Annotated in this window: 19 protein-coding genes; 12 read left to right on the forward strand and 7 right to left on the reverse strand. The window is 71.2% G+C overall.

All coding sequences use genetic code 11. The features are described from left to right. Positions 1-2: 2 nt before the first annotated feature. On the reverse strand, positions 3-1,259 hold the full coding sequence (locus FB465_RS31615; RefSeq protein ID WP_145796083.1) for an SLC13 family permease: 1,257 nt from the start codon (positions 1,257-1,259) through the stop codon (positions 3-5). Between the two features lie 290 nt (positions 1,260-1,549). Between FB465_RS31615 and FB465_RS31620 the strand changes: the two genes are divergently transcribed. The 5 genes from FB465_RS31620 to FB465_RS37200 all read left to right on the forward strand — a co-directional run bounded on the left by FB465_RS31620 (position 1,550) and on the right by FB465_RS37200 (position 7,732). Continuing rightward, the gene (locus FB465_RS31620) at positions 1,550-2,938 is read left to right on the forward strand and encodes a jacalin-like lectin (RefSeq protein ID WP_145796085.1); all 1,389 of its coding nucleotides are present in this window, start codon (positions 1,550-1,552) and stop codon (positions 2,936-2,938) included. A 131-nt stretch (positions 2,939-3,069) separates the two neighbouring features. Then, entirely contained in the window at positions 3,070-4,998 is a 1,929-nt protein-coding gene (locus FB465_RS31630; protein ID WP_246192972.1) for a phosphatase PAP2 family protein, read from the forward strand. Between the two features lie 553 nt (positions 4,999-5,551). Continuing rightward, positions 5,552-6,199: an alpha-L-fucosidase gene (locus FB465_RS37190; protein ID WP_246192974.1), complete on the forward strand. Its 648-nt coding sequence runs from the start codon at positions 5,552-5,554 to the stop codon at positions 6,197-6,199. A 39-nt stretch (positions 6,200-6,238) separates the two neighbouring features. Continuing rightward, a complete protein-coding gene (locus tag FB465_RS37195) occupies positions 6,239-6,709 on the forward strand; it encodes an alpha-amylase family protein (protein ID WP_246192976.1) in 471 nt (156 codons plus the stop codon). A gap of 84 nt (positions 6,710-6,793) precedes the next feature. Then, complete coding sequence (locus FB465_RS37200) at positions 6,794-7,732, forward strand: discoidin domain-containing protein (protein ID WP_246192978.1); 939 nt, start codon at positions 6,794-6,796, stop codon at positions 7,730-7,732. A 79-nt stretch (positions 7,733-7,811) separates the two neighbouring features. Here FB465_RS37200 and FB465_RS31640 read toward each other — a convergent pair whose 3' ends face one another. The 5 genes from FB465_RS31640 to FB465_RS31660 form a co-directional block, all read right to left on the reverse strand. Further along, positions 7,812-10,295: a glycoside hydrolase family 9 protein gene (locus tag FB465_RS31640; protein WP_145796087.1), complete on the reverse strand. Its 2,484-nt coding sequence runs from the start codon at positions 10,293-10,295 to the stop codon at positions 7,812-7,814. Between the two features lie 184 nt (positions 10,296-10,479). Further along, positions 10,480-11,889, reverse strand: a complete 1,410-nt coding sequence (aspA, locus tag FB465_RS31645; RefSeq protein WP_145796089.1) for an aspartate ammonia-lyase — start codon at positions 11,887-11,889, stop codon at positions 10,480-10,482. Between the two features lie 67 nt (positions 11,890-11,956). Continuing rightward, complete coding sequence (locus tag FB465_RS31650; protein ID WP_145796091.1) at positions 11,957-12,973, reverse strand: asparaginase; 1,017 nt, start codon at positions 12,971-12,973, stop codon at positions 11,957-11,959. A gap of 48 nt (positions 12,974-13,021) precedes the next feature. Beyond that, positions 13,022-14,494: an amino acid permease gene (locus tag FB465_RS31655; protein WP_145796093.1), complete on the reverse strand. Its 1,473-nt coding sequence runs from the start codon at positions 14,492-14,494 to the stop codon at positions 13,022-13,024. Then, positions 14,491-15,168, reverse strand: coding sequence for a FadR/GntR family transcriptional regulator (locus tag FB465_RS31660; RefSeq protein WP_145797706.1), 678 nt, complete (start codon positions 15,166-15,168; stop codon positions 14,491-14,493). Before FB465_RS31660 ends, FB465_RS31655 begins: the two co-directional genes overlap by 4 nt. 216 nt (positions 15,169-15,384) lie before the next feature. On the opposite strand from FB465_RS31660, the gene FB465_RS31665 reads away from it, so the two are divergent. Continuing rightward, on the forward strand, positions 15,385-16,926 hold the full coding sequence (locus FB465_RS31665) for a sigma-70 family RNA polymerase sigma factor (RefSeq protein WP_145796095.1): 1,542 nt from the start codon (positions 15,385-15,387) through the stop codon (positions 16,924-16,926). A 302-nt stretch (positions 16,927-17,228) separates the two neighbouring features. Next, positions 17,229-19,616, forward strand: a complete 2,388-nt coding sequence (locus tag FB465_RS31670) for a non-reducing end alpha-L-arabinofuranosidase family hydrolase (RefSeq protein ID WP_145796096.1) — start codon at positions 17,229-17,231, stop codon at positions 19,614-19,616. Between the two features lie 149 nt (positions 19,617-19,765). On the opposite strand, the gene FB465_RS31675 is transcribed toward FB465_RS31670, so the two are convergent. Then, on the reverse strand, positions 19,766-20,566 hold the full coding sequence (locus tag FB465_RS31675) for a FadR/GntR family transcriptional regulator (protein WP_145796098.1): 801 nt from the start codon (positions 20,564-20,566) through the stop codon (positions 19,766-19,768). A gap of 366 nt (positions 20,567-20,932) precedes the next feature. On the opposite strand from FB465_RS31675, the gene FB465_RS31680 reads away from it, so the two are divergent. From FB465_RS31680 to FB465_RS31700, 5 genes are read left to right on the forward strand one after another with little or no spacing between them, the layout of a single operon-like run. Further along, the gene (locus tag FB465_RS31680) at positions 20,933-22,297 is read left to right on the forward strand and encodes an ABC transporter substrate-binding protein (protein WP_145796100.1); all 1,365 of its coding nucleotides are present in this window, start codon (positions 20,933-20,935) and stop codon (positions 22,295-22,297) included. Continuing rightward, positions 22,294-23,202, forward strand: coding sequence for a carbohydrate ABC transporter permease (locus FB465_RS31685; RefSeq protein ID WP_145796101.1), 909 nt, complete (start codon positions 22,294-22,296; stop codon positions 23,200-23,202). Before FB465_RS31680 ends, FB465_RS31685 begins: the two co-directional genes overlap by 4 nt. Positions 23,203-23,257: 55 nt before the next feature. Beyond that, positions 23,258-24,166, forward strand: coding sequence for a carbohydrate ABC transporter permease (locus FB465_RS31690; RefSeq protein WP_145796103.1), 909 nt, complete (start codon positions 23,258-23,260; stop codon positions 24,164-24,166). 31 nt (positions 24,167-24,197) lie between these two features. Then, positions 24,198-26,198, forward strand: coding sequence for a DUF8034 domain-containing protein (locus FB465_RS31695; RefSeq protein ID WP_145796105.1), 2,001 nt, complete (start codon positions 24,198-24,200; stop codon positions 26,196-26,198). Beyond that, on the forward strand, positions 26,195-26,545 hold the full coding sequence (locus tag FB465_RS31700) for an L-rhamnose mutarotase (RefSeq protein WP_145796107.1): 351 nt from the start codon (positions 26,195-26,197) through the stop codon (positions 26,543-26,545). The genes FB465_RS31695 and FB465_RS31700 overlap by 4 nt, the downstream gene beginning before the upstream one ends. Positions 26,546-26,559 lie beyond the last annotated feature (14 nt).

Raw genomic sequence — 26,559 nt, forward strand, 5'->3', positions numbered from 1 at the left:
TGTCACACTCCGAATGCGTGAAGTGATCCCCACAGTGCCACCACCGCCAGGACGAGGGAAGCAGGCACGGTCAGCAGCCCGAGCCGGGTGAACTCCCCGAGGCCGACCTCGGTGTCGTGGGCGTGGACGATACGCCGCCACAGCAGGGTCGCGAGCGAACCCGCGTACGTGAGGTTGGGGCCGATGTTGACCCCGAGCAGCACCGCCAGCACCGCGCCCGGCCCGGCCGGCGCGGTGAGTGGGAGCAGGACGAGGGTGGCGGGCAGGTTGTTGATGACGTTCGCGAGCACGGCGGCCAACGCGGCGATGCCGAGCAGGGCCGCCAGGCTGTGACCGGTCGGCACCAGGTCGCCGAGCGCCTCGGCGAGCCCGTTGTCGACGACCGCCCGCACGACCACTCCGAGCGCCAGGACGAACGCCAGGAACGGCACGCTCACCGACCGTAGGACCGCCCGCGGCGTGGTGCGCCGCCGGGCCAGCGCGCGGACTCCGAGCACCAGCGCGCCGGCCAGCGCCGCCCACGCCGGGTCGATCCCGACGACCGAGGTGAGGACGAAACCCGCCAGGGTGCCCGCGATCGTCAGCAGTGCGAACAGCGGCATCTCCGGCTCCGCCGCGGTGCCCTCCGCAGTGGCACCCGCGTCCAGGTCGGCGGCGAAGAAGCGCCGGAAGACCGCGTACTCGACGCCGATCGCCACCACCCAGGGCAGGGCCATCAACGCCGCGAAGCGGGTGAAGCTCAGCCCGCTCGCCGCCAGCGCCAGCAGGTTGGTCAGGTTGGAGACCGGCAGGAGGAGGGACGCGGTGTTCGACAGGTGGGTGCAGGCGTAGACGTGCGGCTTCGGACGGGCCCCGAGGCGTGCCGCCGTGGCGAACACCACCGGGGTCAGCAGCACCACCGTGGCGTCCAGGCTCAGCACCGCCGTGATCACCGAGGCGGCGGCGAACACCTGCACCAGCAGCCGCCCCGACCGGCCCGCCGAGGTACGGGCCATCCACGCCCCGCAGGCATGGAACAGTCCCTCGTCGTCGCACAGTTGGGCGAGCACCAGCACCGCCGCGAGGAAGCCGATCACCGGGCCCAGCCGCGCCGCCTCTTCGGCCGCATGGTCGACGGAGATCGCGCCGGTGCCGACCACCAGCGCGGCGGCAGGCACCGCGACCACCGCCTCCGGCCAGCCGAACGGACGCACCACCGCGCAGACCAGCACCGCCACCAGCAGGCCGACGGACAGTGCCTCGGCGAACGACGTACTCAGGACCCGATCCCTTCTCGACGTGCAACGATCAGGCGTTATCGAACCAGACCGACCCCGTCGGGAAGGAATCGCCGTCCGGCGACACGCCCCGGCCGGCCATGGCCGCTCGGCACGGGGTCGTCGTCCGGAACACTCTGTTAACGCTCACAGAAGCTTCCGTGACTACCAGGTCTTCTGCAGAGAATGTGCAGGTCACAGTGGTGGTGATGGCTCGACCGCGATGTTGACGTGAACATCCAGCCCTCGTACGCTCCGGGCGCCGGGTCCATGCGCCTCCTGATCGGAGCTCGATGAACAAGCACCGCTTCCGTCGTCCCGTCGGTACCTGCTTCGCCGGAGCCCTCGCCGCGGCTGCTACGGCCTTCCTCCTCGGCGCCGTGCCCGCGCACGCCGCCCCGACCGCCCCGACCGCCCCGACCGCCCCGACCGCGTCCGGCGGGTCGCTCTCCGTCCTGACGTACAACGTGGCGGGTCTGCCCCAGGTGCTGTCCAGTGCCTCCACCGATCGGCAGACGAGTACGACCGCGATCGGTCAGCGGCTCGCGCCGTACGACCTGGTGCACGTCCAGGAGGACTTCAACTACCACGCCGCCCTCTACGCCGCCGACTCGCACCCCTTCCGCACCGCGACCAGCGGCGGCGCGGGCATCGGCAGCGGCCTCAACACGCTCGCCGGGTCGGCCTACGACGGCGACGACTTCGAGCGGGTGCGGTGGAACGACTGCCAACTCGACTCCGGCGACTGCCTCACGCCGAAGGGCTTCACCTTCATGCGGGTGCGCCTCGCCGAGGGTGTGTACCTGGACGCCTACAACCTCCACGCCAACGCCGGAACGGCGGACGGCGACGAGGCTGCTCGCGCGTCGAACCTCGCTCAGCTCAGCGCATACATCAAGGCCCATTCGGCGGGCAACGCGGTCCTGGTGATGGGCGACACCAACACCCGCTACACCCGGGCCGCCGACACCATCGCCGCCTTCGCCGCCGACAACCACCTCACCGATGCCTGGGTGGCTCTGGAGCGCGGCGGGGTTGCGCCGAAGCCCGGCACCGACCCCCTGCTGTGCGACGAGAACGCGGTGACCGACACCTGCGAGGTCGTCGACAAGGTCCTCTACCGCAGCAGCCGGCTGGTCTCGCTCACCGCCACCTCGTACGCCAACAGGCACGCCGACTTCCTGGACCCGGCCGGCCGGATGCTCTCCGACCACGACCCGATCGCCGTCGGACTCAGCTGGAGCCGGAACCCGGCCTACCTGGCGAGCGAGCAGTTCGGCGGCCCGCACGGCGACTTCTACAACGACATCGACCGGGTCACGCCGGGGGCCAAGGTGTCGGGAGTCACCCTGCGCGCCGGATCCCGCGTCGACCAGGTGGGGCTCACCCTTGCGGATGGCACCGTGCTGACCCACGGCGGGACCAGGGGGACCGCCTCCTCGCTCACCTTGGGAGCCGGCGAGTACCTCGACTCGGTCACCCTCTGCCAGGGCCAGTACAACGGCCGCACCCGCATCTTCTCCGCGAAGTTCACCACCAACCTGGGCCGGTCCCTGGCGGGCGGCACGACGACGTCCGACTGCGTCACCAGGACCGCGCCGGCGGGGTGGCAGATCGCCGGGTTCACCGGACGCGCGGGTGACAACGTCGACAAGCTCGGGCTGATCTACACGCAACGCTGACCCGCGCCGGCCCACGGCCGCGGCGCCCGCTGCCACCTCCCGCTCCCCGCTCTCCCCGGTCCGGGCCGCCACCCGGACCGGGGGTACGTACGTCCCCACGCGGCGTCCAGGCACGCCACAGGAAGAAGATCATGAACGAGCAGAACGCCATGGGCCGCCGCCGCTTCCTCCGGACCTCCGCCGGTGCGGCAGCCGGCCTGTTCGCCGCACCCACGGCCCTGAACCTGCTGGTGAACCCGCAGCAGGCGGCCGCGGCTGCGCAGGGCGCCGCCCGCCCGGCCGACTTCGTCGACGCCTACACGACCAACACCATGGCGGACCTCACCCCGGAGGGAAACGCGGCAGTCCGCATCCTCACCGGAATGAACCGGTTGTGGAGGACCGGGCCCACCTGGGACACCGGCTCGCCGCTGATGGCCGAGATCCTCCGCGCCAACATGGACTACTGCGCGAAGGTCACCGCGCGGCGGACCGCCGCGCAGGCCCGGGAGGCGTTCATCTACGACCGCCAGCACCAGAGTTACGCCGTCATCGCGGGGCTCGGCCCGCTCGCGGAGCCGTACCGGACCGGCGCCAGGGCCGTCACCTCCATCACCACGGCGCCGGACACCACCCCGCCAGCGAAGGTGGACGACGCCGTACCGGAGGGCGCACCCGCGGGCTCCGCCATCGGCCCCGGCGCCGTGGACTCCGAACTGGGGGCGGTGGTCCGGCTGGTCAACACCCTGCGCGGCCCGTACGCCTCCGGCAACCCCGCCAAGTACGCCTACCGGTATCCGCGGCCCTGGCGTTCGAACCGGGACAGCGCGGTGATCGCGACCGGTGCGACGGACGGCCTCGGCTACCCCGTCTACCAGTCCGAGGTCGTCGTCGCGCCCCAGCTGCTGCGCCAGCGCAGTACCTCACCGGCCGACGACGGCGGCTTCGTGAGCGGGCACACCAACGCCTTCCACCTGGCGGCGATCGCCCTCGCGTACGCGGTACCCGAGCGCTTCCAGGAGCTGATGGCGCGGGCCTCCGAGCTCAGCCACACCCGCATCGTCGCCGGCATGCACTCGCCCGTCGACGTCATCGGCGGCCGCACCCTCGCCACCGCCCTCGCCGCAGCGACCCTCGCCGACCCGGGAAACGCCGACCTCAAGACGGCCGCCCGCGCTCAGGCGGCCGCGTACTTCCAGTCGCACACCGGCGCCACGGCCGACACGCTCCAGGCCTTCGCCCACTCCGCCGGCCCCGGCAGCGACCCGTACGCCGACAGGGACACCAACGCGCGGAACGTCACCCCCCAACTGACCTACATCCTGCAGCGGCGCGGCCGTGAGACCCCGATGGTCGTACCCAAGGGCGCCGAAGTGCTCCTCGAGACCCGCCTGCCCTACCTCGACGCCGCGCAGCGCCGCGAGGTGCTGCGCACCACCGCGCTCCCGTCGGGCTACGTCCTGCTGGACGGCCCGGAGATGTGGGGGCGGCTGAACCTCTTCGCCGCGGCGGACGGTTACGGCGCGTTCGACGAGGACGTGTGCGTCACCATGAACGCCGCGGACGGCGGCTTCGCGGCGGCCGACGCCTGGCGCCACGACATCGGCGGTGGCGGCAGCCTCACCAAGCGGGGCACCGGGACGCTGACCCTCAGCGGTACCAACCGCTACACGGGCGGCACCGTGGTAGCGGCGGGCGTACTCACCGCCGCCGCGCGCGACGCCCTGGGGCGCGGCGATGTCGAGGTCCGTGGCGGTACGTTGCGCGTGGACGCCGCCCGGGACGGTGTCCGGGTCTGCGGCGACTACCTGCAGTCGGGCGCGTCCGAGCTGGAGGTGACGATCCACCACCTCCACGCTCCGGCCCTGGTCGTCCGGGGGCAGGTGGCACTGGGGCGCGGCGCGCGGCTCTCCGTCCGGCTGGCCGACACCCGCGGGCTCGGACGCGAGGTGCTGGTGCCGGTGATCGGCGGCCGTCCGTTCCGGGGCGAGTTCGCCACGGTGGCGGTCGACGCCGAGGGCTACCGGGCCGTCCCGGTCCGCACCGGGACGGGCCTCTCGCTCCGGCTGACCCGGCGCTGATCAGGCCCGTCCCGGGGGCGGTGCTGGAGTCGAGATCGTCCGGACAGCGGAGGCCGGCGCGGTACAGCAAAACGCTGAGCCCGGGTTCATGTCAAGCCGCTCACGCGGAGAGTGATCCGATGTATCTCCCACCTCTCGCGCGGGCTTGACGACCTGACGTCGAGTCGATCGGAGCGCGGAGTGGACTGCCGAGATCGGGGAGAGGGGCGTTCCAGTGGAATGACCTGCAAGTTCTTTGGCGGCGCAAGAATTTGCTCAGTGTCGAAGGCGGTCGAACCCCTCTGATGAGGTGGGCTCGGCAAGGCTGGTCGGTTGAGAAACATCGGATATATCGCCGTCACTTCTCTTGACATGCCGCCGCAACGGCCGCGATACATGTCGTAGAACTGTTCTCACCGGGTTGGCAGTGGCGACCGTCGCCGGTGTCGTAGGAACCGGTAGTGCTCCAGCCGTGGCCGCAGTGGTCGAGGGCGACCCGCTGCCGCTCGTCCCGTTGCGCATCCCGAAGCTGGACCAGGGAGCCTGGCAGCAGCCGGACAGCAAGATCTAGTGGATGCGCGACAACAAGCTGGCCATGTTCATCCACTGGGGCGTCTACTCGGCGCCGGCCCAGGGCGAGTGGGGCATGTTCGCCTCGAAGACCAAGCCGGCCGCCTACCGGGCGCAGTACGCCGGTCCCTTCGCCACCCAGTCGCAGTCCTTCAACCCGGCAGCCTGGGCCCAGCTGGCGCGCGACCTCGGTGCCGGAGAAGTGGTGCTGACCGCCCGTCACCACGACGGCTTCGCCCTGTGGCCCAGCCGCCACCCCAACGCCTGGACCACCGCCGCCGCGCCCTTCCCGGCCGGTACCGACTTCGTCAAGGCCTACGTGAACGCGGTGCGGGCGGCCGGTCTCCGGGTCGGGCTCTACTACTCGCCGATCGACTGGCGCTACCCCGGCTACTACGACGTGTCCGGGGCGAAGCCGCCGAGCCCCGCGCTCACCTCCGACTGCGTTCTTCCGAACAGCCTGTACCCGTGGAACTACGAGGGCTCCGATCCGGCCGGCTTCGACTACCACGAGAACGCCCGGATCATGAAGAACGAGGCGTACCAGTCCGTGAAGGAACTGGTCACCGACTACGGTGCGGTCGACGACATCTGGTGGGACGGCGGCTGGCTGGCGCAGCAGGGCACCGACGCGGACGGGTCCTTCTTCTGAGAGCCCGGCCAGTACCGGGACCCCGGCAACGGATGGCTGGTGGACGCGGCGTACGGCGAGAACGAGCCGGGCACCGGCAAGGGGTTGGGGCTCTCCGGCCTGGTGCGCCAGCATCAGCCGAACGCGGTGGCAAGCTCGCGTTCGGGGTGGGTTGGCGACTACGACGTGGACGAGGGCTTCGGCGTGCCGAGCGGGCCGATCCGGTTCGGCCGCCTGGTCCAGAAGGCGTTCAGCGTCTCCGGCGGCACCTGGGCGTACAGCGGCGACTTCGCCATGTCCTTCTCCTCGGCCATGGCCATCATCGTCAACTCCTTCGTCCGCGACATGTGCGTGATCGTCAACGTCGGCCCGGACGCGACCGGCGCGGTCCCGAGCAAGCAGGTGGCGGTGATCCGCCAGCTCGGCGGGTTCATGAGCGCCAACAAGGAAGCGGTCTACAGCACCCGCGGCGGCCCGTGGAACCCGGTGGACGGCCAGTACGGCTTCACCTTCACCGACAAGACCGTCTAAGCCCACCTGCTGGCGGGGTACAACGGCGGCAGCAGCTTCACGTCCCCCTCGCTGGGCGACGCGAAGGTCACCGCGGTCTACGACGTGGTCTCCAAGAACGCGCTCTCCTTCAGCACGAGCGGCGGAAACAGCGTCACCATCACCGGCATCGACCGCACCCGCTACCCCGACGACACGATCGTGGCGATCGTGCTCGACCGCCCGGTGGTTCCGACCGACATCGCCCGCGGCTGCTCGACCACGGCCGACAGTGCGGAGACCGCGCACGGGAACCTGGCAGCCAACGCGGTGGACGGGGACACCTCCACCCGCTGGTGCGCCGCCGACGGCAGTACCGGCCACTGGCTCCAGGTCGACCTCGGTTGGGCGCGCTGGGTCACGGGCGCCCGGATCGCCTGGGAAGCGCCGGGGAAGGCCTACCGCTTCCGAATCGAAGGATCGACCGACGGATCCACCTGGTCGACACTCGCCGACCGCACCGGAAACACCACCGCCGCGCAGGTCCAGACCGCGACCTTCACCGCCACGACGCGCTACGTCCGGGTGACCGTGACCGGTCTGGACGGCGGTGCCTGGGCGTCGATCCGCTCGCTGGAGGTCTACGACCGACCCTTCCTGGACCCGTCCGTCTCGGGCGGGGACCTGGCGCTCGGCCGGCCCGCCAGTTCCTCTTCCGACGAGTCGAGCTCGCTGACGGCGGCCAACGCGTTCGACGGCAACCAGGCGACCCGCTGGTCCAGCCAGTTCTCCGACCCGCAGTGGCTCCAGGTCGACCTCGGCTCGGTCCAGACGATCGGCCGGGTGATCCTGAACTGGGAGGGCGCCTACGCCAAGGCCTACCAGCTCCAGACGTCCAACGACGGCAGCAACTGGACCACCATCCACTCCACCACCAGTGGTAGCGGCGGTGTGGAGAACATCAGCGGCCTGTCCGGATCCGGACGCTACGTGCGGATGTACGGCACCACGCGTGCCACCCAGTGGAGCTACTCGCTGTTCTCCATGCAGGTGTTCAACAGCTAGTTGCAGGGCAGCGGGCCCCTCGGTTTCCTGAGGGGCCCGCCGCGTGACGGTCCGGCTGGCCGGCTGTGGTTCAGGGCGCTCAGGCGCAGACGGCGCCGTTCAGGGTGAAGCGGGCCGGCGCGGCGTTGGTGCCCGAGTAGGTCGCCTGGAAGCCGAAGCTCGCGGTGCCGCCCGGTGCGAGGGTGCCGTTCCAACCGGCGTCGCGAGCGGTCACGGTGCTGCCGGACTGGGTCACCGTGGCGTTCCATGCGTTGGAGATCTTCTGATCCCCCGCGAAGCTCCAGCCCAGCGTCCATCCGGAGACGGTTGAGACGCCGGTGTTCTTGACGGTCACCGTCGCGGTGAAGCCGTTGCTCCACGAGTTGTCGACCTTGTACGCCACCGAGCACGAGGCCGCCGGGGGCGCGGTGTCGTCGTCCGCCTCGGTGGCGGTGAAGGTCGCCGCCGTCACGCCCGAGCCGCTCGCCGAGAAGACCGCGCTGCCCGCCAGCGAGTCCGCGTCCTGCGCCGCCGACAGCGAAACCGGCTGCGCGGTAGCCCAGTTGGCCGGAGTGAAGACCAGGGTGCTGCCGGCCGCCACGGACAGGTCCGCGTCACCGGAGGAGCGGGAGACGGTGACGTTGACGTTCTGCGCGGGTGCCGACGACAGGCGCACGCCCACCGCCGCCGAACCGCCCTCGGGGACGGTGACCGACGCCGGGGACACCTGCACCGCGGGCACCGCCGGGGCGCTGCGCCGCTCGGCGGCGAAGGCGGCGAGCCACGCCAGCGAGGCGTTCCAGTTGATCGCCACCTCGTTGGTGGAGTACGAGCCGATGTCGTCGATGTAGCACGCGGCCGGTGCGCAGCCCGCGAGCTGGGCCTTGGCGATCGGATCGTCCAGTCCGGCGTCCGGGCCGCCCGCGAAGGAGCCGGCCGGCGGGTGCGGCAGTGAGGCGTCGTTCTGGTGCGCCCAGAAGCGGTGGTGCTGGTTCTCGGAGGCGCGTTCGCCGTAGCCGGACACGTACGAGCGGTCGAGCGCATTGCGGCCGAGCAGGTAGTCCAGCGACTCCAGTGCACCGGTGCGGTAGCGCTGCTGGCCGGTGAGCTCGTAGGCGACGCCCATCACCATCGCGTTGTTGGCGACCGAGCTGTTGGAGCCCCAGACGTAGGCGTCGGCGGCGATCGGCACCGCGTAGCCCTGGCCGGCCATGGTGGACAGGTGGGTGTCGGCGGCCGAGGTCAGCAGCGAGCGCAGTCGGTTGACGTCGTCGGTGGGCAGGGCGACGCCGGGGACGGTCGCCAGGGTGATCCGGCCGAGCGTCGCGGTGCCGCCCCACCAGAAGCCGTCGACCGGCTTGGTGTGGTGCGGGGAGGAGGTGACCGCGTCCCGGTACTGCGACTCGCCGGTGGTGGCGAGGAGTTCGGCCGCCGCCCAGTAGAACTCGTCGGAGACGTCGGCGTCCTCGTACGCGCCGCCGCCGGTGTTGTCGGTCGCCGGTGCGAGCACGTTCGGGTTGGTCTTTGCTGCTGTCCAGGCGCGGCGGGCCGCGTTCAGGCAGCGGGTGGCGAAGGCGGCGTCGTACGGGGCGTAGACCCGGGCGCACTGGGCGGCGGTGGCCGCCAGGTTGAGCGTGGCAGCGGTCGACGGCTTGTGCAACTCGCGCTGCTGGTCGTCGAGTTCTGGGCGAGTTGGCAGGCCGGTCCACTGCGCGTCGTGCATCTTGTGGAAGGCCATCCCGGCCATCGGCTTGTCCGCCGGTACCTGCATCCGCAGCAGGAACTCCAGCTCCCAGCGGGCCTCGTCCAGGACGTCCGGTGTGCCGTTGCCGCGCTCGGGAACGCGGAGTGTGGAGTCGCCGAGGGCGGCGTCGCCGCCGGAACGGCGGGCGCGCTCGAAGGAGTTGACGATCTCCCAGGTGGCGATGCCGCCGTTGACCACGTACTTGCCCTGGTCGCCGGCGTCGTACCAGCCGCCGCGCACGTCCAGCCGGTAGTCGCACACCCCGGCCTGGCACGGGACGCTGGTGTCGCCCTTGTTCGGGGCCACGCCCAGGTGCCCGGCGGGGCGGGCGTACGCGCTGCCGGCCAGCGCCGCGTCGATCGCGACGCCGCTGCGCTGCTGGTAGAAGAACGCCATGCTGTCGGCGCGCAGGCCGTCGTACAGCGACGCCGAGATGTCGAACGGGTGGCTGGCCTGGCCGCCGACCACCAGCGTGAAGCCGGTGCCGGGGCCGGTGTAGCCGCCGAAGTCCACCAGGTGGGTGGACTGGCCGGAGGCCCGGTCGGCGCCGTGCACAGTGCTGGTGCCCGAGGCGACCTGCGCGCCGGAGGCGTCGCGCAGCTGCCAGGCCAGCGGGGCGGTGGCGGAGCTGATCACCGTGGCCCTCTTGGGGCCGTCGGGCAGGTAGCCGACCTGGTTCACCCGGACGGGGAAGTCGGCGGGCGCGGCGACCGGCGTCGCCGCGTTGGCGGAGGCCGCCGTGAACGCGGTGGCGGTGAGGCCGCCGGCGGCCAGGGCGAGGCCGGTGAGCACGGCGGCCGCGCGACGCGGCACGCCGCGGGCGGAGGTGACAGGAGGCACGGGTGGGAGGCCTTCCTCGGGTGGAGGTGGGGAAGTGGGGTCGCCCGGATGGGAGCGCTCCCACTCGTCCAATCAAGCCAGCCCTGCAGGGGTCGCGTCAATACACCGGCACGGAAAGGCAGTTGGTCCGCAGCCCGGACGGCCGGCATCCGGGCTGCGGCGGATCCTCAGGGTGAACGGGCCGTCAGGCCACCGGCGCACCGCTGCCGGCGATGACCTCGGGGCGCAGCAGCGCGGCGAGCCGCTCGGCCGGGAGCAGGCCCCGCTCCAGGACGAGTTCGGCCACGCCCCGGCCGCTGACCAGGGCCTCCTTGGCGATGTCGGTGGCGGCCGTGTACCCGATGTGCGGGTTCAGGGCGGTCACCAGGCCGATGGAGTTCTCGACGGTCGCGCGCAGCACCTCCGTGTTGGCGGTGATGCCCACCACGCAGCGCTCGGCGAGGGTGAGGCAGGCCGCGCGCAGGTGGGTGACGGACTCCGACAGGGAGTGCAGGATGATCGGCTCGAAGGCGTTGAGCTGGAGCTGCCCGGCCTCGGCGGCCATGGTGACGGTGACGTCGTTGCCGATCACCTCGAAGGCGACCTGGTTGACGACCTCGGGGATCACCGGGTTCACCTTGCCCGGCATGATGCTCGAACCCGCCTGCACCGGAGGCAGGTTGATCTCGCCGAGGCCCGCGCGCGGCCCGGAGGACAGCAGGCGCAGGTCGTTGCAGGTCTTGGAGAGCTTGACGGCGATCCGCTTGAGCACGCCGGACATCTGGACGAAGGCGCCGCAGTCCTGGGTGGCCTCGACCAGGTTGGCGGCGGTCACCAGCGGCAGCCCGGTGATGGCGGCGAGGTGGCGGCGGGCCGACTCGGTGTACCCGGCAGGGGCGTTGAGGCCGGTACCGATCGCCGTGGCACCGAGATTGATCTCGTGGATCAGCTCGACGGCCTCGGCGAGCCGGCTGCGGTCCTCGTCGAGCATGACCGCGAACGCCGAGAACTCCTGACCGAGCGTCATCGGCACGGCGTCCTGCAGCTGGGTGCGGCCCATCTTCAGCACGTCGCGGAACTCGATGGCCTTGCCGGCGAAGGCGTCCTGGAGGACGGCCATCGCGTCGAGCAGGCCGCGCACCGCGTAGACGGTCGCGATCCGGACGGCGGTCGGGTAGACGTCGTTGGTGGACTGGCCGAGGTTGACGTCCTCGTTGGGGTGCAGGTGCCGGTACTCGCCCTTGGTGTGGCCCAGCAACTCCAGGCCCCGGTTGGCGACGACCTCGTTGGCGTTCATGTTGGTCGAGGTGCCGGCGCCGCCCTGGATGACGTCGACGACGAACTGGTCGTGCAGCCGGCCGGCCCGGATCTCGCGGCAGGCGGCGACGATCGCGGCGGCCTTCTCGGGTGCCAGCAGGCCGAGTTCCTCGTTGGCGAGGGCGGCGGCCTCCTTGACGGCGGCGAGGGCCTCGATCAGGTGAGGGTAGGCGGAGATCGGCGTCCCGGTGATCGGGAAGTTCTCGGTGGCGCGCAGGGTGTGGACGCCCCAGTACGCGTCGGCGGGGACGTCCCGGTCGCCGAGCAGGTCGTGTTCGCTCCGGGTGACGGCGGTCATGGGTGTGCGGGTCCTCTTCCTGAGGTGGGTGGGCCGGTACTGCAGGCGGGCCGGTTCTGTGGGCGCGTCAGGCGGCGGTGGGGGCGGTCAGCGGGTCCAGCGCGCTCACCGGGCGGACGCTGCCGACCGGCCGGCCGCCGCCGAGCATGGGCTCGCCGGTGAATGCGCCGAGCAGCGCCGGGTCGACGCCGGCTCGGGCCAGGGCGGCCGCCGCGACCGGGATGCGCGCCCGGTCCGCCCCGTCGGCGATCTTCACGGCGACGGCGCGACCGTCGGGCAGCGCGGCGACCTGGACGCCCTCGAAGCCGTCCTTGGCGATCAGTCCGGGCACCGCGCGCATCAGCGCGGCCACGTCGCGGCCGGCACCGGAGGCCATCTCCGGGTGGTCGCGCAGCGCGTCCGCGACCCGCCGCTCGGCCGTGCCCGGCAGGCCGGTGGCGATCCGGGCGGCGGCGCGGGCGAGCCCGTGCAGCGAGACGGCGAACAGCGGGGCGCCGCAGCCGTCGACGGTGACCTGCGCGATGCGCTGACCGGTGAGCTCCTCGACGGCCTTGGCGATCGCGGTCTGGAGCGGGTGTGCGGGGTCGAGGTAGGTGCGCAGCGGCCAGCCGTTGAGGGCGCAGACGTACAGCATCGCCGCGTGCTTGCCGGAGCAGTTCTGGGCGAGCCGCGAGGGCCGGCGGCCCTCGCGCAGCCACGTGTCGCGGACGGCCGGCGCGTACGGCAGGTCGGCGACGTTGCGCAGGTCGCCCGGGGTGAGGCCGGCCAGCTCCAGGATCCGGCGGGCTCCGGCGAGGTGCCGCTCCTCGCCGGAGTGGCTGCCCATGGCGAGAGCGAGCAGAGCGCGGTCGAGCGGCAGCCCGGCGCGGACCATCGCGACGGCCTGGACCGGCTTGAGGGCCGACCGCGGGTAGCAGGCCGCCTCGACGTCGCCGAGCCGGTGGCGGACGGTGCCGTCCCCGTCGAGGACGACCACGGAGCCGTGGTGCACCCCCTCGACCAGCCCGCCGCGGACCACGTGGGCCACGGGGACGTGCCGGGGTTCGCGGACGGCGGGGGCGTCCGCCGGGATGCTGCTGCGCATACTGCCTCGATCGGTGGTGGTGGGTCGCTGGTCGGGTGTGCGGGGCGGTCAGCCGTCGGAGCCGGAGCCGGAGCCGGAGCCGGCGGGGGCAGGCGTGCCGGCCGGCACCAGGCGGCCGCGGATGGCGTACCAGCCGGCGACCAGCACTCCGGCGATCAGCGGCAGGCACAGCACGGTGGTGCGACCGGCACCGCCGTCGGCGTACATCAGGACCAGCACGGTGACCAGGAAGGCCAGCGTCGCCAGTTCGGTCCACGGGGAGCCGGGCAGCCGGTAGCCGGGGCGGGTCAGTTCGCCGGCCCGGGTCTTCCGCCAGAACAGCAGGTGGCAGACCATGATCATGCCCCAGGTGGTGAGGATGCCGATCGCCGCGAAGTTGAGCACGATCTCGAACGCGTCGGCCGGGACGACGAAGTTGAGCCCGACGCCGAGCACGCACACGCCGCTGGTCAGCAGGATGCCGCCGTACGGGACCTGGCTGCGGCTCATCCGGGCGGTGAACGCGGGCGCCGAGCCGTTGACGGCCATCGAGCGCAGGATGCGGCCGGTGGAGTACAGGCCGGAGTTGAGCGAGGACATCGCGGCGGTCAGCACGACCAGGTTCATCACGTCGCCGGCCGCCGGGACGCCGATCTGGGACAGCACCGTCACGAACGGGCTCTGGCCCGCGCTGTACTTGTTCCAGGGCAGCAGCATCGACAGCAGGACGACCGAGCCGACGTAGAACAGGCCCACCCGCCACATGATCGAGTTGATCGCCTTCGGCAGGATCCGCTCGGGGTGCTCGGTCTCCCCGGCCGCGACGCCGACCAGTTCGACGGAGGCGTAGGCGAAGACCACGCCCTGGATGATCAGCAGCATCGGCAGCAGGCCGTTGGGGAAGACGCCGCCGTGGTCGGTGATGAGCGCGGGGCCGGGCACGGTGCCGTCGATCGGGTGGCGGGTGGCCAGCAGGAAGACGCCGATGCCCATGAAGACCAGCAGCGCACCGACCTTGACGATGGCGAACCAGAACTCCAGCTCGCCGAAGATCCGCACCGAGATGAGGTTGACGGTGAGCACCACGGCCAGCGCCACCAGCGCGATCACCCACTGCGGCACGTCGGAGAACATGCCCCAGTAGTGGGTGTAGGTGGCGACCGCCGTGATGTCGGCGATGCCGGTGGTGGCCCAGTTGAGGAAGTACATCCAGCCCGCGGTGTACGCGCCCTTCTCGCCCAGGAACTCCCGGGCGTAGGAGACGAAGGCACCGGAGGACGGGCGGTAGAGCACGAGTTCGCCGAGGGCGCGCACCACCAGGAAGGCGAAGACGCCGCAGACGGCGTACGCCACGAACAGGGAGGGGCCGGCGTCGGCGAGCCGGCCGCCCGCGCCGAGGAAGAGGCCGGTGCCGATGGCGCCGCCGATGGCGATCATGTTGACGTGCCGGGCCTTGAGGGACTTGCTGTAGCCGGTGTCACCGGCGTCGACGTGGCCGGGGGACGGCTGGTGCGTTCCGTCCTCGAGGAGCTGCTCGCTCACGTCTGGGGTCCGCCTTCCGTGGGGGAGTCCGTGCGACGGGGGCGCACGATGTCGGTGAGGGTCGACTCGACGACCTGGAGGTGGTGGGACATGGCCGCCATGGCGTCCTGCTCGGAACCGTCGACCAGGGCCTCGAGGATCGCCCGGTGCTCGCAGTTGGACTGCTCGCGCCGGCCGCACAGCTCGTTGAGGAAGGCCGACTGGCGGGCCAGCGCGTCGCGGATCTCCTCGATGATCCGGCGGAAGACCGGGTTCTGGGCCGCCTCCGCCAGGGCCAGGTGGAAGAGCGAGTCCATGGCGACCCAGGCGGTGGTGTCCGTCTCCCGCTCCATCCGGTCGAGGAGATGGGCCAGGTGGTCGAGGTCCTCGGGGGTGCGGCGCAGGGCCGCGTACCCGGCGACCGGGATCTCGATGTGCCGTCGCACCTCGAGGAGGTGGCTGGCGGCGTAGTCGCCGAAGGTCGGGTCCTCGACCGTGCTGGCGAGGACGAAGGTGCCCTTGCCGGTCTTCGACACCGTCAGTCCCATGGCCTGCAGGGCCCGGAGCGCCTCCCGCAGGACCGGTCGGCTGACTTCCAGGGTGCGGCACAGCTCGGCCTCGGAGGGGAGCTTGTCGCCGACCGCGTACTCGCCGCGCTCGATGGCGCCGCGGAGGTGGCCGAAGACCGCTTCCATCGCGCTGACGCGACGGGGAACGGGGCCACCTGTCTGGCTGTCTGACAGGTTCACGGGTGAGATCCTCCGGGCTGACGGACAGTGGTGTCAAGGTTGCGGGCAGATGAACGCGCGGACCGTCACCGGGCGCGGGCTTTGGCCGTACGTCTCCGCCGCGGCTAAGGTGTGGCGCCGGACTCGGCGGATCGCTCCCTGGGGGAGGTGGGGATGGGGCTCATGGACGCGGACCACGTGGGGTTGGTGGTCGCGGCGCAGGCCGGTGACGACCGGGCGCGCGAGGAACTGCTCGCCGCCTACCTGCCGTTGCTCTACAACATCGTCGGGCGCGCCCTGAGCGGCCACGCCGACGTCGACGACGTCGTCCAGGAGACCCTGCTGCGCGTGGTGCGGGACCTGCCCGGCCTGCGTGCCCCGGAGAGCTTCCGGTCCTGGCTGGTGTCGATCGCGCTCCGCCAGATCAGCACCCACCGGCACCGGCAACGCGTCCTCGCCGACCGGACCGCGGCCATCGACGAGGCGCACCGGATACCCGACCCCGGTGCCGGGGCTGAGGACATGACGATCCTGCGGCTGCACGTGTCCGACGAGCGCCGCCAGGTGGTCGAGGCCGGCCGGTGGCTCGATCCCGACCACCGGGCGCTGCTGTCGCTGTGGTGGCAGGAGGTCGCGGGCTCGCTGAGCCGCGACGACCTCGCCGCCGCCACCGGGCTCACCGCCGCCCACGTCGGAGTGCGCGTCCAACGCATGCGCGAGCAGCTGGAGCTGAGCCGGACGATCGTCGCCGCGCTGAACGCCGACCCGCGCTGCGCACGCCTGGAGGAGGCCGTCGCCGGCTGGGACGGCCTCCCCTCCTCGGTGTGGCGCAAACGGATCGCCCGGCACACCCGCGGCTGCCCCGGCTGCGCGCCAGCGACGGCCGGACGGATTCCGGCCGAGCTGCTGCTCGTCCGGGTGGCACCGCTGACGGTCCCGGCCGGGCTCCTCGCCGCGCTGGCCGTCAAGGGCCTGCTGCCGGGTGCGGCCGCGGGCGCCGCCGCGCTGACCGGGGCGACCGCCGCGGTCGGCACGGCGGCGGGGGGAGGCGGTCTGCACGGCTCCCTGCTCGCCAAGCTCTCCGCGGTGACCGCGCATCCGCTGGTGTCCCTGGCCACCGGTGCCGTGATCGTCACCGGGGCCGCCGCCACCTACGCGGCCTGGCCCGAACCGCCGCAACGGGTGCCCGTCACCGCCGCTCCCACGGCCGGCGCGGCCACCCCGACCCCCGCGCGCACCGCCGCTCCCGCCGGACCGCCGCAGGCCAGTCCGTCCGCCGCCGCGGCCGTGGTTCCGCCCGGCCCGCTGTCACTGGAGTCCGTGGCCGCACCCGGCCTCTTCCTCACGTACACCGGCGACTTCGCCGCGCTCGAGCGGGCCGACGCCGCCAGCCCCGCGCGGACCCGGCAGCGGGTCACGTTCACGGTGGTCCGGGGCCTGGCCGACACCCGGTGCGTCACCTTCCGCGCCGCCGACGGCCGCTACCTGCGCCACCGCGACCTGCGGCTGCGGCTGAGCACCGACGACGGCAGCGAACTGTTCCGGGAGGACGCCACCTTTTGCCCGCTGCCCGGGTCGGTCGCCGGGTCGGTGACCCTGCACGCGCACAACTACCCCGGATCGGCCCTCCGCCAGCGCGACGGCGGCATCTGGCTCGACGGCGACAACGGTACGCGGGACTTCGCCGACCAGGCCTCCTTCATCGCCCGCAGCGCCTGGGCCTGACGGCGACGACCGGGCGGCGGGCCCCGGCGTAACGCTTTTCGCCTGCGAGATTCCTCACGGGGGCGATCGTCCGGACGGCACCGGTTTTCCGTTACGGGGCCGCGGGCCCGGAAGCCTCCTGTGTGTGGGGATCTCCTCCCGGCCGCCCGCCCACGACGGGCCGGGGCGGGAGGGACCCCGACGTCCCCGTTCAGGCATCCAGGAAGAGAGCCGATCCGCATGACGCGACACACCCACCAACCCCCGGCCGGGGCCCGCACCAGCGCGGCGCACCGGGTGACCCGCAGCCCCCGGGGGGAGTCGTGAAGGGCCTGCACCGGCTCAGCCGGCGCCGCCGCGTGGTGGCGATCGGGGCCTCGGCCGCCGCGCTGGTGGCCGGAGTCGTGGCGCTCCTCCCCGATTTCGCCGGAGCCGCCGCGCTGGGTACGCAGGCGGCCCCCTCCGGCAGGTACTTCGGCACCGCCTTGGCCGCCGGGCGGCTCGGCGACTCGGCGTACACCGCGATCGCGGACCGGGAGTTCACCATGATCACCCCGGAGAACGAGATGAAGTGGGACGCGATCGAGCCGTCCCGCGGCAACTTCACCTACGGGGGCGCCGACCAGATCGTCAACCACGCCTCCGCGCACGGCCAGCGGATGCGCGGCCACACCCTGGTCTGGCACTCGCAGCTCCCGTCCTGGGTCGGCTCCATCAGCGACGCGACCACCCTGCGCAGCGTGATGGACAACCACATCACCAACGAGGTGACCCACTACAAGGGCAGGATCTACGCCTGGGACGTGGTCAACGAGGCCTTCGAGGACGGCGGCAGCGGCCGGCACCGCAGCTCGGTGTTCCAGAACGTGCTGGGTGACGGCTTCATCGAGGAGGCCTTCCGCACCGCCCGCAACGCCGACCCCTCGGCCAAGCTCTGCTACAACGACTACAACATCGAGAACTGGTCCGACGCCAAGACCCAGGGCGTCTACGGCATGGTCAAGGACTTCAAGTCCCGCGGCGTGCCCATCGACTGCGTCGGCTTCCAGAGCCACTTCGGCGCCGGCGGCCCGCCGGGGAGCTTCCAGACCACCCTCGCCAACTTCGCCGCCCTGGGCGTGGACGTCCAGCTCACCGAGCTGGACATCGCCCAGGCACCGGCCACCGGCTACGCCAACGCCGCCAACGCCTGCCTGTCCGTGGCCCGGTGCACCGGCATCACGGTGTGGGGCGTCCGGGACAGCGACTCCTGGCGCAGCGGCGAGAACCCCCTGCTGTTCGACCGCAACGGCAATCCCAAGGCCGCCTACACCGCCGTCATGAACGCCCTCAAGGCTGCCTCCGGCACCGGGACGGGCGGGACGGGCGGCGGGAGCGGCGCCGGAGAGATCAAGGGCGTTCCCTCCGGCCGCTGCCTCGACGTCAACGGCTTCACCACCGCCAACGACACCCAGCTGCAGCTGTGGGACTGCCACGGCCAGGGCAACCAGCGGTGGACCTACACCTCCAGTCGGCAGCTGATGGTCTACGGCAAGAAGTGCCTGTCCGCCAGGGCCAAGGGCACCGGCAACGGCACGGCCGTGGTGATCGACGACTGCACCGGCGGTGCCGAGCAGCAGTGGACCGTCAATGCGGACGGCTCGATCGCCGGCGTCCAGTCCGGGCTGTGCCTCGACGCCGTCGGCGCCGGCACCGCCAACGGCACCAAGATCCAGCTGTACGCCTGCTGGTCCGGCGGCAGCAACCAGAAGTGGACCGGCCTGTCCGGCACGCCGAGTCCGGCGCCCACCACGACCAGCGCAACCTGCCCGCTCCCGTCGACCTACCGGTGGAGCTCCAGCGGCGTGCTGGCGCAGCCGGCCAACGGCTGGGCGGCCGTGAAGGACTTCACGGACGTGGTCTACAACGGCAAGCACCTGGTCTACGCGTCGAACGTGAACGGGTCGAAGTACGGCTCGATGATGTTCAGCCCGTTCGCCAACTGGTCGGACATGGCGTCGGCCGGTCAGACCGGGATGGGCCAGGCCGCGGTGGCGCCCACGCTGTTCTACTTCGCGCCCAAGAACATCTGGGTGCTGGCCTACCAGTGGGGCCAGTCGCCGTTCGTCTACCGCACCTCCAGCGACCCGACCAACCCCAACGGCTGGTCCGCGCCGCAGACCCTGTTCACCGGCAGCATCCCGGGTTCCGGCACCGGCCCGATCGACCAGACGCTGATCGCCGACGACCAGAACATGTACCTGTTCTTCGCCGGTGACAACGGCTCCATCTACCGGGCCAGCATGCCGATCGGGAACTTCCCCGGCAGCTTCGGGTCGTCCTACACCACGGTCATGACCGACACCGTGAAGAACCTGTTCGAGGCCCCGCAGGTCTACAAGGTCAAGGGCCAGAACCAGTACCTCATGATCGTCGAGGCGCGCGGCGCGAGCGAGCAGCGCTACTTCCGCTCGTTCACCGCCACCAGCCTCAACGGCACCTGGACCCCGCAGGCCGCCACCGAGAGCAACCCCTTCGCCGGCAAGGCCAACAGCGGCGCCTCCTGGACCAACGACATCTCCCACGGTGACCTCGTCCGCAACAACCCGGACCAGACCATGACCATCGACCCCTGCAACCTGCAACTCCTCTACCAGGGCAAGTCCCCGACCGCGAGCGGCCCGTACGACCAGCTGCCGTGGCGACCTGGCCTCCTCACCCTCCAGCGCTGACCCGACCGGACCAGGAAGCGGATCCCGGCCGAATCCGGTGCCGGGATCCGCTCCTCCCTCGTGTCCCTCGTGCACGGCCCGCAAGCGATCGGGGCCGCAGGCCGTTGCGCCTGCGGCCCCGTACGGCTGCACGCGGCGCTGACGACCCGTCAGCCGAACAGCCGGCGCTGGATCTCCCGCCGGTAGTCCTCCAGCGTCCGGTCGAGGTGCACCACCGTAGCCGCGGCCGCCTCCTCGGGGCGGCCGTCGCGAATGGCCCGGTAGATCGCCTCGTGCTCCTCGACCGCGGCCTCCGCGGCCGCGCCGAGCATGTCGTGGATGCCGATGGCGCTGGACTGCCGCTGCAGCCGGCGGGCGTCGCGCACGGCGCTGAGCAGGAAGGCGTTGTGCGCGGCGGTGGCCACGGCCGTGTGGAAGTCCTCGTCCGCCTGGTTGAACACGTCGACCTGGCCGTGGACCACGCCGTGCCGGCACTGCTGCATGGCGACCTCGATGGTGCGCAGCTCGGCCGGTGTGGCCCGGGTGGCCGCGAAACTGGCGGCGGCCGTCTCCTGCACCTTGCGGAACTCGAAGAGCATCAGGACGTGGTCGAGGTCGACCGGCCGGAAGAAGCCGCCCCAGCGGCTGGTGATCAGCATGCCCTCGTCGTCGGCGACGAACAGGCCGCGCCCCTTGTGCGCCCGGACCCGGCCGAGCGCCGAGAGGATCTTCACGGCCTCCCGCACCACCGCCCGGCTGGTGTTGAGGGTCTTGGCCAGGTCGTGCTCGGTGGGCAGGCGGTCGCCGGCCACCAGACGCTGCTCGGCGATGAACTCCAGGATCTGCTCCGACACGATCTCGTACCCGGGCCGGTAGTCCCCCCGCTCCTCGCCCGAGCCGTCCACCGATGCCGCGCGACCGGGAGAGGCCTGTGCCGGCGATGCGGCTTCCGTCGTGGGCATGTCGTTCATCTTTCCTGCCTCCGGGAATGACGTGCGCGAGCGCGACTGATCGCAGTGGAGCTGGCTCATCGTAGCGCAGACAGGCAATGAGTCATACTCATTCGCTGGGACGTGGCACTGTATGGCGGTGGGCGAAATGGTGCAAAGAGCGAGAAACCTTGCATAAGTGCACGGTGATTGCGGTTCATTGCTTCGAAGCTCTTCTGAATGGAGATGTAGAAGCCCTTGACGGGGCTCTCGATAGGGCGGCTAATTTATCCCCGAGGGCGGCAGCGGAGCGCCGGCCCTCGGTACCCGACGCCTGACCGGGATGGCCAGGCGCCGCCCCACCCCCACCTCCCGACCCCGTTCGGGGCCTCTGCAGTGGAGTCGCTCATGACCGTCAACAAGCCTCTGGCCGGCGAGAAGGCAGTGCCCAGCAAGAGACGAGCGGTGTTGCTGGCCGCCTGCGCGGCCACCCTGGCGGTGACCGTGTCCGCGTGTAGCGGCGCGGCTTCCGACAAGACCACCACCAAGGACGGCTTCGCCCAGGCCGCCCAGACCGACGGGGCGGTGACGGTCTGGGTCGACGCGACCCGCCTGCCCGCCGCGAAGCAGTACCAGGAGCTGCACCCCGAGGTGAAGTTGGACATCGTCAGCTACGACGGTGACGCCAACGGGTCGAACTACCTGCAGACCAAGGTCCAGCTCTTCAACCGGACCGGCAAGGGCTGGCCGGACGTCGTCTTCAGCTCTCAGAACAACGAGGCCTCCTGGGCGGTCGACGCCGGGTTCGCGGCGCCGCTCGACAAGGGCCTGATCCCGGCCGACACCCTGGGCCAGTTCGCCAAGGGCGCCAACGACGTCTGCACGGTCAACGGCACCGTCTACTGCCTGCGCAACGACCTCTCGCAGGCGGTGCTCTGGTACAACGCTCCGCTGATGAAGCAGTTCGGCTACACCGTCCCGAAGACCTGGGAGGAGTACCAGCAGCTCGGCGAGAAGGTGGCCGCCGAGCACCCGGGCTACCTGGTCGGCGACGCCGGCGACTCCTTCACCCCCGAGATCTACCTCTGGGCGAGCAAGTGCGAGGCCAACCACATCACCGGCCCCAAGGCCGTCACGGCGAACACCAGCGGTGAGAACTGCACCAAGATGGCCAAGCTCATGGACGGGCTGATCAAGAACAAGTCCATGTCCATCACCGGTGTCTTCAGCACCGACTTCGCCAAGAACGAGGCCGACAAGGTCCTGCTCATGCCCGGCCCGGCGTGGTACGGCGGCGCGGTGTTCAAGGACACCCTGAAGACCCCGGACAAGACGATCGGGGCGGCCCCGATACCCCAGTGGCAGGGCGACACCGCGCCGTCCACCGGCAACGTCGGCGGCGGCACCTGGCTGCTGTCCCAGCACTCCACCCACCTCAAGGCGGCCACCGACTTCCTGAAGTGGGTCACCACCGACAACGCCTACCAGGGCGAGAAGGCCCCCGGCTTCCCGGCGTACGCGCCCGCCGCGGAGAACTGGCTGAAGGCCCAGGCCGCCTCCGGGTACTTCGCCGGTGACCTCGGTGCCCTGAAGGACGCCTCCTCCCAGGTGTGGCCGGGCTGGGGCTCGGGCCAGTTCAGCCAGGAGGCCATCTGGGCCGCCACGGTCAAGCCGGGCCTGACCCAGGGCCAGACCATCGAGTCCCTGCTGCCGGCCTGGCAGGACTCGATCGTCAAGCACGCCGAGTCGTTCGGTTACAAGGTCTCGAAGTGACCGCCACCGTCTCCTCGGTCAGCTCCGGCCGGCGCCCCCGCGGCGTCGGCCGGAGCTGGGCCGGCCCGGCCTTCGTCGCCGGCTACGTACTCCTCCTGATCGCCTTCGGCGTCCTCCCGATCGGCTACGCGATCTACTTCGCGTTCACCGACGCGGGCGGCACGTTCACCGGCTTCAGCAACTTCGTGACCACGGCGCAGGACTTCCGGTTCGTGGACGCGCTCGGCCACGTGGCGCTCTACCTGCTGTTCTGGCTGCTCTCGCTGGTCGTCTTCGTGGTGGGGCTGGCGCTGCTGCTGCACCGGGTGTCCGTCGGACGGGTCAGCCAGGCGCTGCGCTTCCTGTACTACATCCCCGGGGCGCTGGCGGGCGCCGCCAGCGTGCTGGTGTGGCTGTTCATGCTCGACCCGACGGTGAGCCCGGTCAGTTCGCTGCTGGAGGACCTCGGGTTCGACACCTTCGGCCAGGTGATCGCCCCGGACAACCTGCCGGTGCTGTTCACCGTCATCGCGTTCTGGACCGGCGCGGGCGGCTGGATCGTCGTCATGTACGGCGCGCTGAACAACATCCCCAGCGACGTCCTGGAAGCCGCTCGGATCGACGGCGCGGGTGCCTGGCAGACCGCCTGGCACGTGCAGATCCCGATGCTGCGCAAGTGGATCGTCTACATGGTGATCCTCGCCTTCGCGGGCGGCGCCCAGCTCTTCGTCGAGCCGCAGCTGCTCTCCCTGGCCAGCGTGGGCGTGGCCGGTCGCGACTACTCGCTCAACCAGCTGACCTACGCCTTCGCCTTCCAGATGAACAACATCAACGGCGCCGCCGCGGTCTCGATGGAGCTCCTGGTCGTGAGCGTGTCGGTCGCCGGCGTCTTCGTCGCACGATCGAGGTTCTTCGATGCCGACTGAGACTTCCGCCACCCCGACCGCCACCGCGCCACGTACCGAACGGGAACCAAGCGCCATGAGCCGAACCGCACCCCGGACGTCGCGGCGGGCCCCCCGGTCCGTGGGTCAGACGTCGTACCGGCTGCTGGCCGGCGCGGTCCTGACGGTGTTCGTGGTGTTCTTCGTCCTGCCGGTGCTCTGGCTGCTCCTGGCGGCGACCAAGACCGACCAGCAGCTGGTCCACGACCACCCGCTCTCCTTCGGCTCCTTCGGCACGCTCGCGGACAACTGGCACGCGCTGAGCGGGTTCCAGGACGGCGCGATCCTGCTCTGGCTGGGCAACTCCGCCCTGTACGCCGTCGTCTCGCTGGTCATCACGCTCTGCGTGTCGGTGCCCGCCGGGTACGCGCTGGCCATGACCGAGTTCCGCGGCCGCAAGACCCTGCTGGTCACCACGCTGATCGTCATGCTGATGCCGACCGCCACGCTGGTGGTGCCGCTGTTCCTGGAGATCAACGCGGCGCGCCTGATCGGCACCATGTGGTCGATCGTCCTGCCGTACTCGTTCTACCCGTTCGGCGTGTACCTGACGTACATCTACTTCACCACCGCCGTACCGAAGGACCTGCTGGCGGCGGCCCGGATGGACGGCTGCTCCGAGTTCGGCGTCTTCCGTCTGATCGCCCTGCCGCTGGCGACCCCGGTCATCGCGCTGGTGGGCTTCTTCAGCTTCGTCGCCAACTGGACGAACTACTTCCTGCCGTACGTGATGCTCCCCGAGAGCGACCAGATGCCGGTCCAGGTCGGCGTCGGCAACCTCCTCAGCAGCGTGCCGCAGTTCAACCCGGCCGCCGGCACGGCCGCGGTCGAGCGCCCGGAGTTGGCTCTCGCGACCCTGGTCGCCATCACCCCGGTGCTCGTGGTCTTCCTCTTCGCCCAGCGCTTCCTGGTCAGCGGCATGCTCGCCGGCGCCACCAAGGAATAGTGCTCGCGCCACCCCGATCGGAGATCGTCCCATGTCTCACAGCTCCACCGAGCCCTCGTCGGGCGAGGACGCCACGGCGCCCCTCCCCGAGATCCAGGCCGGGGTGCCGCTGCTCGAACCGCCCGGGTGGGCGGTGGCGCAGCGAGCGCTGTTCGACCTGCTCGACCACAGCTGGCGCAAGTTCGCCCGGGACTTCACCGGCCCCGACGGCCGACTGAACTACAACGGCCGGCTGACCACCCGTGACGGTGTGGACGACTTCTACGAGGTCTTCTTCAACTGGCCCCAGCTCTACCTGCTCGGCGGCGCCGACGACCTGTTGGCCGCCAGTGAGAAGCACTGGGAGGGCGTGACCAGGCACCTCACCGAGCTGGACATGCTCAAGGACGAGTACGAGCGCGGCTACGACTGGTTCCACCAGGGCGAGAGCCTGCTGCTGCTCTACTTCCTGTGCATGGCCGACCCCGAGCGCTGGTCCGAGCGCGCCCTGCGGTTCGCCGAGCTGTACGTCGACCCGGTCCACGGCAACTACGACCCCGGGCACCGCATCGTCACCCGTCCGCACAACGGCAGCGACCCCGACCGGCAGGGCCTGTCCGACGGCGAGGTCTACCCGTGGCTGCAGAAGGAGGCCGACACCTATGGCTACCCGCTCGAGTGGCTCCCTGAGGCGCAGGACGGCCCGTACCCGCTCGACTCGGACCCGCGGCTCGGCGCGCAGATGCGCGAGCGGATGGGCTTCGGCGACACCGCGGTCAACCTCGCGGTGGCCGGCCTGGTGCTCAACGCCTGGATCCTGTCCGGTGAGCAGCGCTACCGCGACTGGATCGTCGAGTACGTCGGCGCCTGGCGGGAGCGCACCGAGGCGAACGGCGGCGTCATCCCGGACAACGTCGGCCTGGACGGCGTGGTCGGCAGCCGGCTCGAAGGCCGCTGGTACGGCGGCCACTACGGCTGGTCCTGGCCGCACGGCTGGCACAGCGTGGGCCACGCGGCCTGCGTGGCGGCCCTCGCCGCGGCGGTGTCCGCCGGCGAGGACGACTACCTCTCGATGGTCGGGACCACGCTCGACGAGATGATCTCCCGGGCCAAGCTGATGCCGCACAGCGAGGCGGACTCCAGCCTCCCGGCCAAGTGGGCGGTCGAACTCGCCGGGGACTTCGACAAGCCGACGCTGCACCTCCCGTTCCGGCACAACGACTCGGGCTGGTTCGACTACAACCCCGTCACCCTGCCGGTGCCGATCGCGCTCTGGCACCACAGCGCCTCCGAGGAGGACCGCGTCCGCATCGAGAAGCTGCGCGAGGCGGACCCGCTCGACTGGAGCACCGTGCGCTCGTTCCGGGCCAAGGAGGAGTCCGGGCACGAGAAGGCCTGGTTCGCCTTCCTCGCCGGCGACGACCCCGGCTACCCCGAGCGGATCCTCGCCGCCGCGCAGGCTCAGGTACGCCACCGGCTGCGGCGGATCGACCGCTACCGCGACCTGGACGTGGACGAGGCGGACATCCACGTGTGGCAGCAGTGCAACCCGGTGGCCACCGAGGCCCTGGTCCAGCTGACCTGGGGCGGCCCCCAGGTGCTCTACAACGGCAGCATCCAGCAGGCCCGGCTGCGCTACCACGACGCCCAGGCCCGCCGCGCGGGGCTTCCGCAGGACGTGGCCGCCCTGGTCACCTCCATCGACCCCGAGGCGACCACGGTCGAACTGGTCAACCTCTCGCCAGACAAAGATCGGACGATTATCCTTCAGGCGGGTGCTCTCGCCGAGCACACCATCAGCTCCGTCCGGTACACGACCTGTACGGACGAGGGCTGGATCGGTGACATGTACGACTACGGCCACACCGAGCCGGTGGTCGGCGAGGTGGAGACGGCCTGCGACGGCGCGTACCTGACGGTGCAGCTCCCCGCGTCCACCCGGATCCGGATGACCCTCCGGCTGGAGCTCCGCACCCGTACCCCCAGCTACCGTTCGCCCTTCGGCACCTCGGCCGACGCGCCGAACGCCGAAACGTCGGAGGAATCCGCATGAAGCGCTTCGCTCAGACCATCAAGCTCCGGCCCGAGCACCGCGAGGAGTACCTGAAGCTCCACTCCGCCGTGTGGCCCGGGGTCGAGGCGGCCCTGATCCGGGCGAACATCCGCAACTACAGCATCTACCTCCACGGCGACGTGCTGTTCGCGTACTACGAGTACCACGGCGAGGACTTCGACGCCGACATCGCGGAGCTGGAGGCCGACCCGGTGACCCAGGAGTGGTGGACGCACACCGACCCCTGCCAGGAGCCCTTCCCGGACCGGGGCGACTCCCGCCAGTGGACGAACCTCCCCGAGATCTGGCACCTGAGCGAACCCGGCGAGCAGCCCACCGCCGACTGACCCGCTCACTCCAG

It is taken from the genome of Kitasatospora atroaurantiaca, assembly GCF_007828955.1.
Taxonomy (GTDB): domain Bacteria; phylum Actinomycetota; class Actinomycetes; order Streptomycetales; family Streptomycetaceae; genus Kitasatospora; species Kitasatospora atroaurantiaca.

Coding starts and splice junctions, on each gene's coding strand:
- FB465_RS31620 (WP_145796085.1), top strand. CDS start 1,550: ATGAACAAGCACCGCTTCCGTCGTCCCGTCGGTACCTGCTTCGCCGGA.
- FB465_RS31630 (WP_246192972.1), top strand. CDS start 3,070: ATGAACGAGCAGAACGCCATGGGCCGCCGCCGCTTCCTCCGGACCTCC.
- FB465_RS37190 (WP_246192974.1), top strand. CDS start 5,552: ATGCGCGACAACAAGCTGGCCATGTTCATCCACTGGGGCGTCTACTCG.
- aspA (WP_145796089.1), bottom strand. CDS start 11,889: ATGACCGCCGTCACCCGGAGCGAACACGACCTGCTCGGCGACCGGGAC.
- FB465_RS31650 (WP_145796091.1), bottom strand. CDS start 12,973: ATGCGCAGCAGCATCCCGGCGGACGCCCCCGCCGTCCGCGAACCCCGG.
- FB465_RS31660 (WP_145797706.1), bottom strand. CDS start 15,168: ATGGAAGCGGTCTTCGGCCACCTCCGCGGCGCCATCGAGCGCGGCGAG.
- FB465_RS31665 (WP_145796095.1), top strand. CDS start 15,385: ATGGACGCGGACCACGTGGGGTTGGTGGTCGCGGCGCAGGCCGGTGAC.
- FB465_RS31675 (WP_145796098.1), bottom strand. CDS start 20,566: ATGAACGACATGCCCACGACGGAAGCCGCATCGCCGGCACAGGCCTCT.
- FB465_RS31680 (WP_145796100.1), top strand. CDS start 20,933: ATGACCGTCAACAAGCCTCTGGCCGGCGAGAAGGCAGTGCCCAGCAAG.
- FB465_RS31690 (WP_145796103.1), top strand. CDS start 23,258: ATGAGCCGAACCGCACCCCGGACGTCGCGGCGGGCCCCCCGGTCCGTG.
- FB465_RS31695 (WP_145796105.1), top strand. CDS start 24,198: ATGTCTCACAGCTCCACCGAGCCCTCGTCGGGCGAGGACGCCACGGCG.
- FB465_RS31700 (WP_145796107.1), top strand. CDS start 26,195: ATGAAGCGCTTCGCTCAGACCATCAAGCTCCGGCCCGAGCACCGCGAG.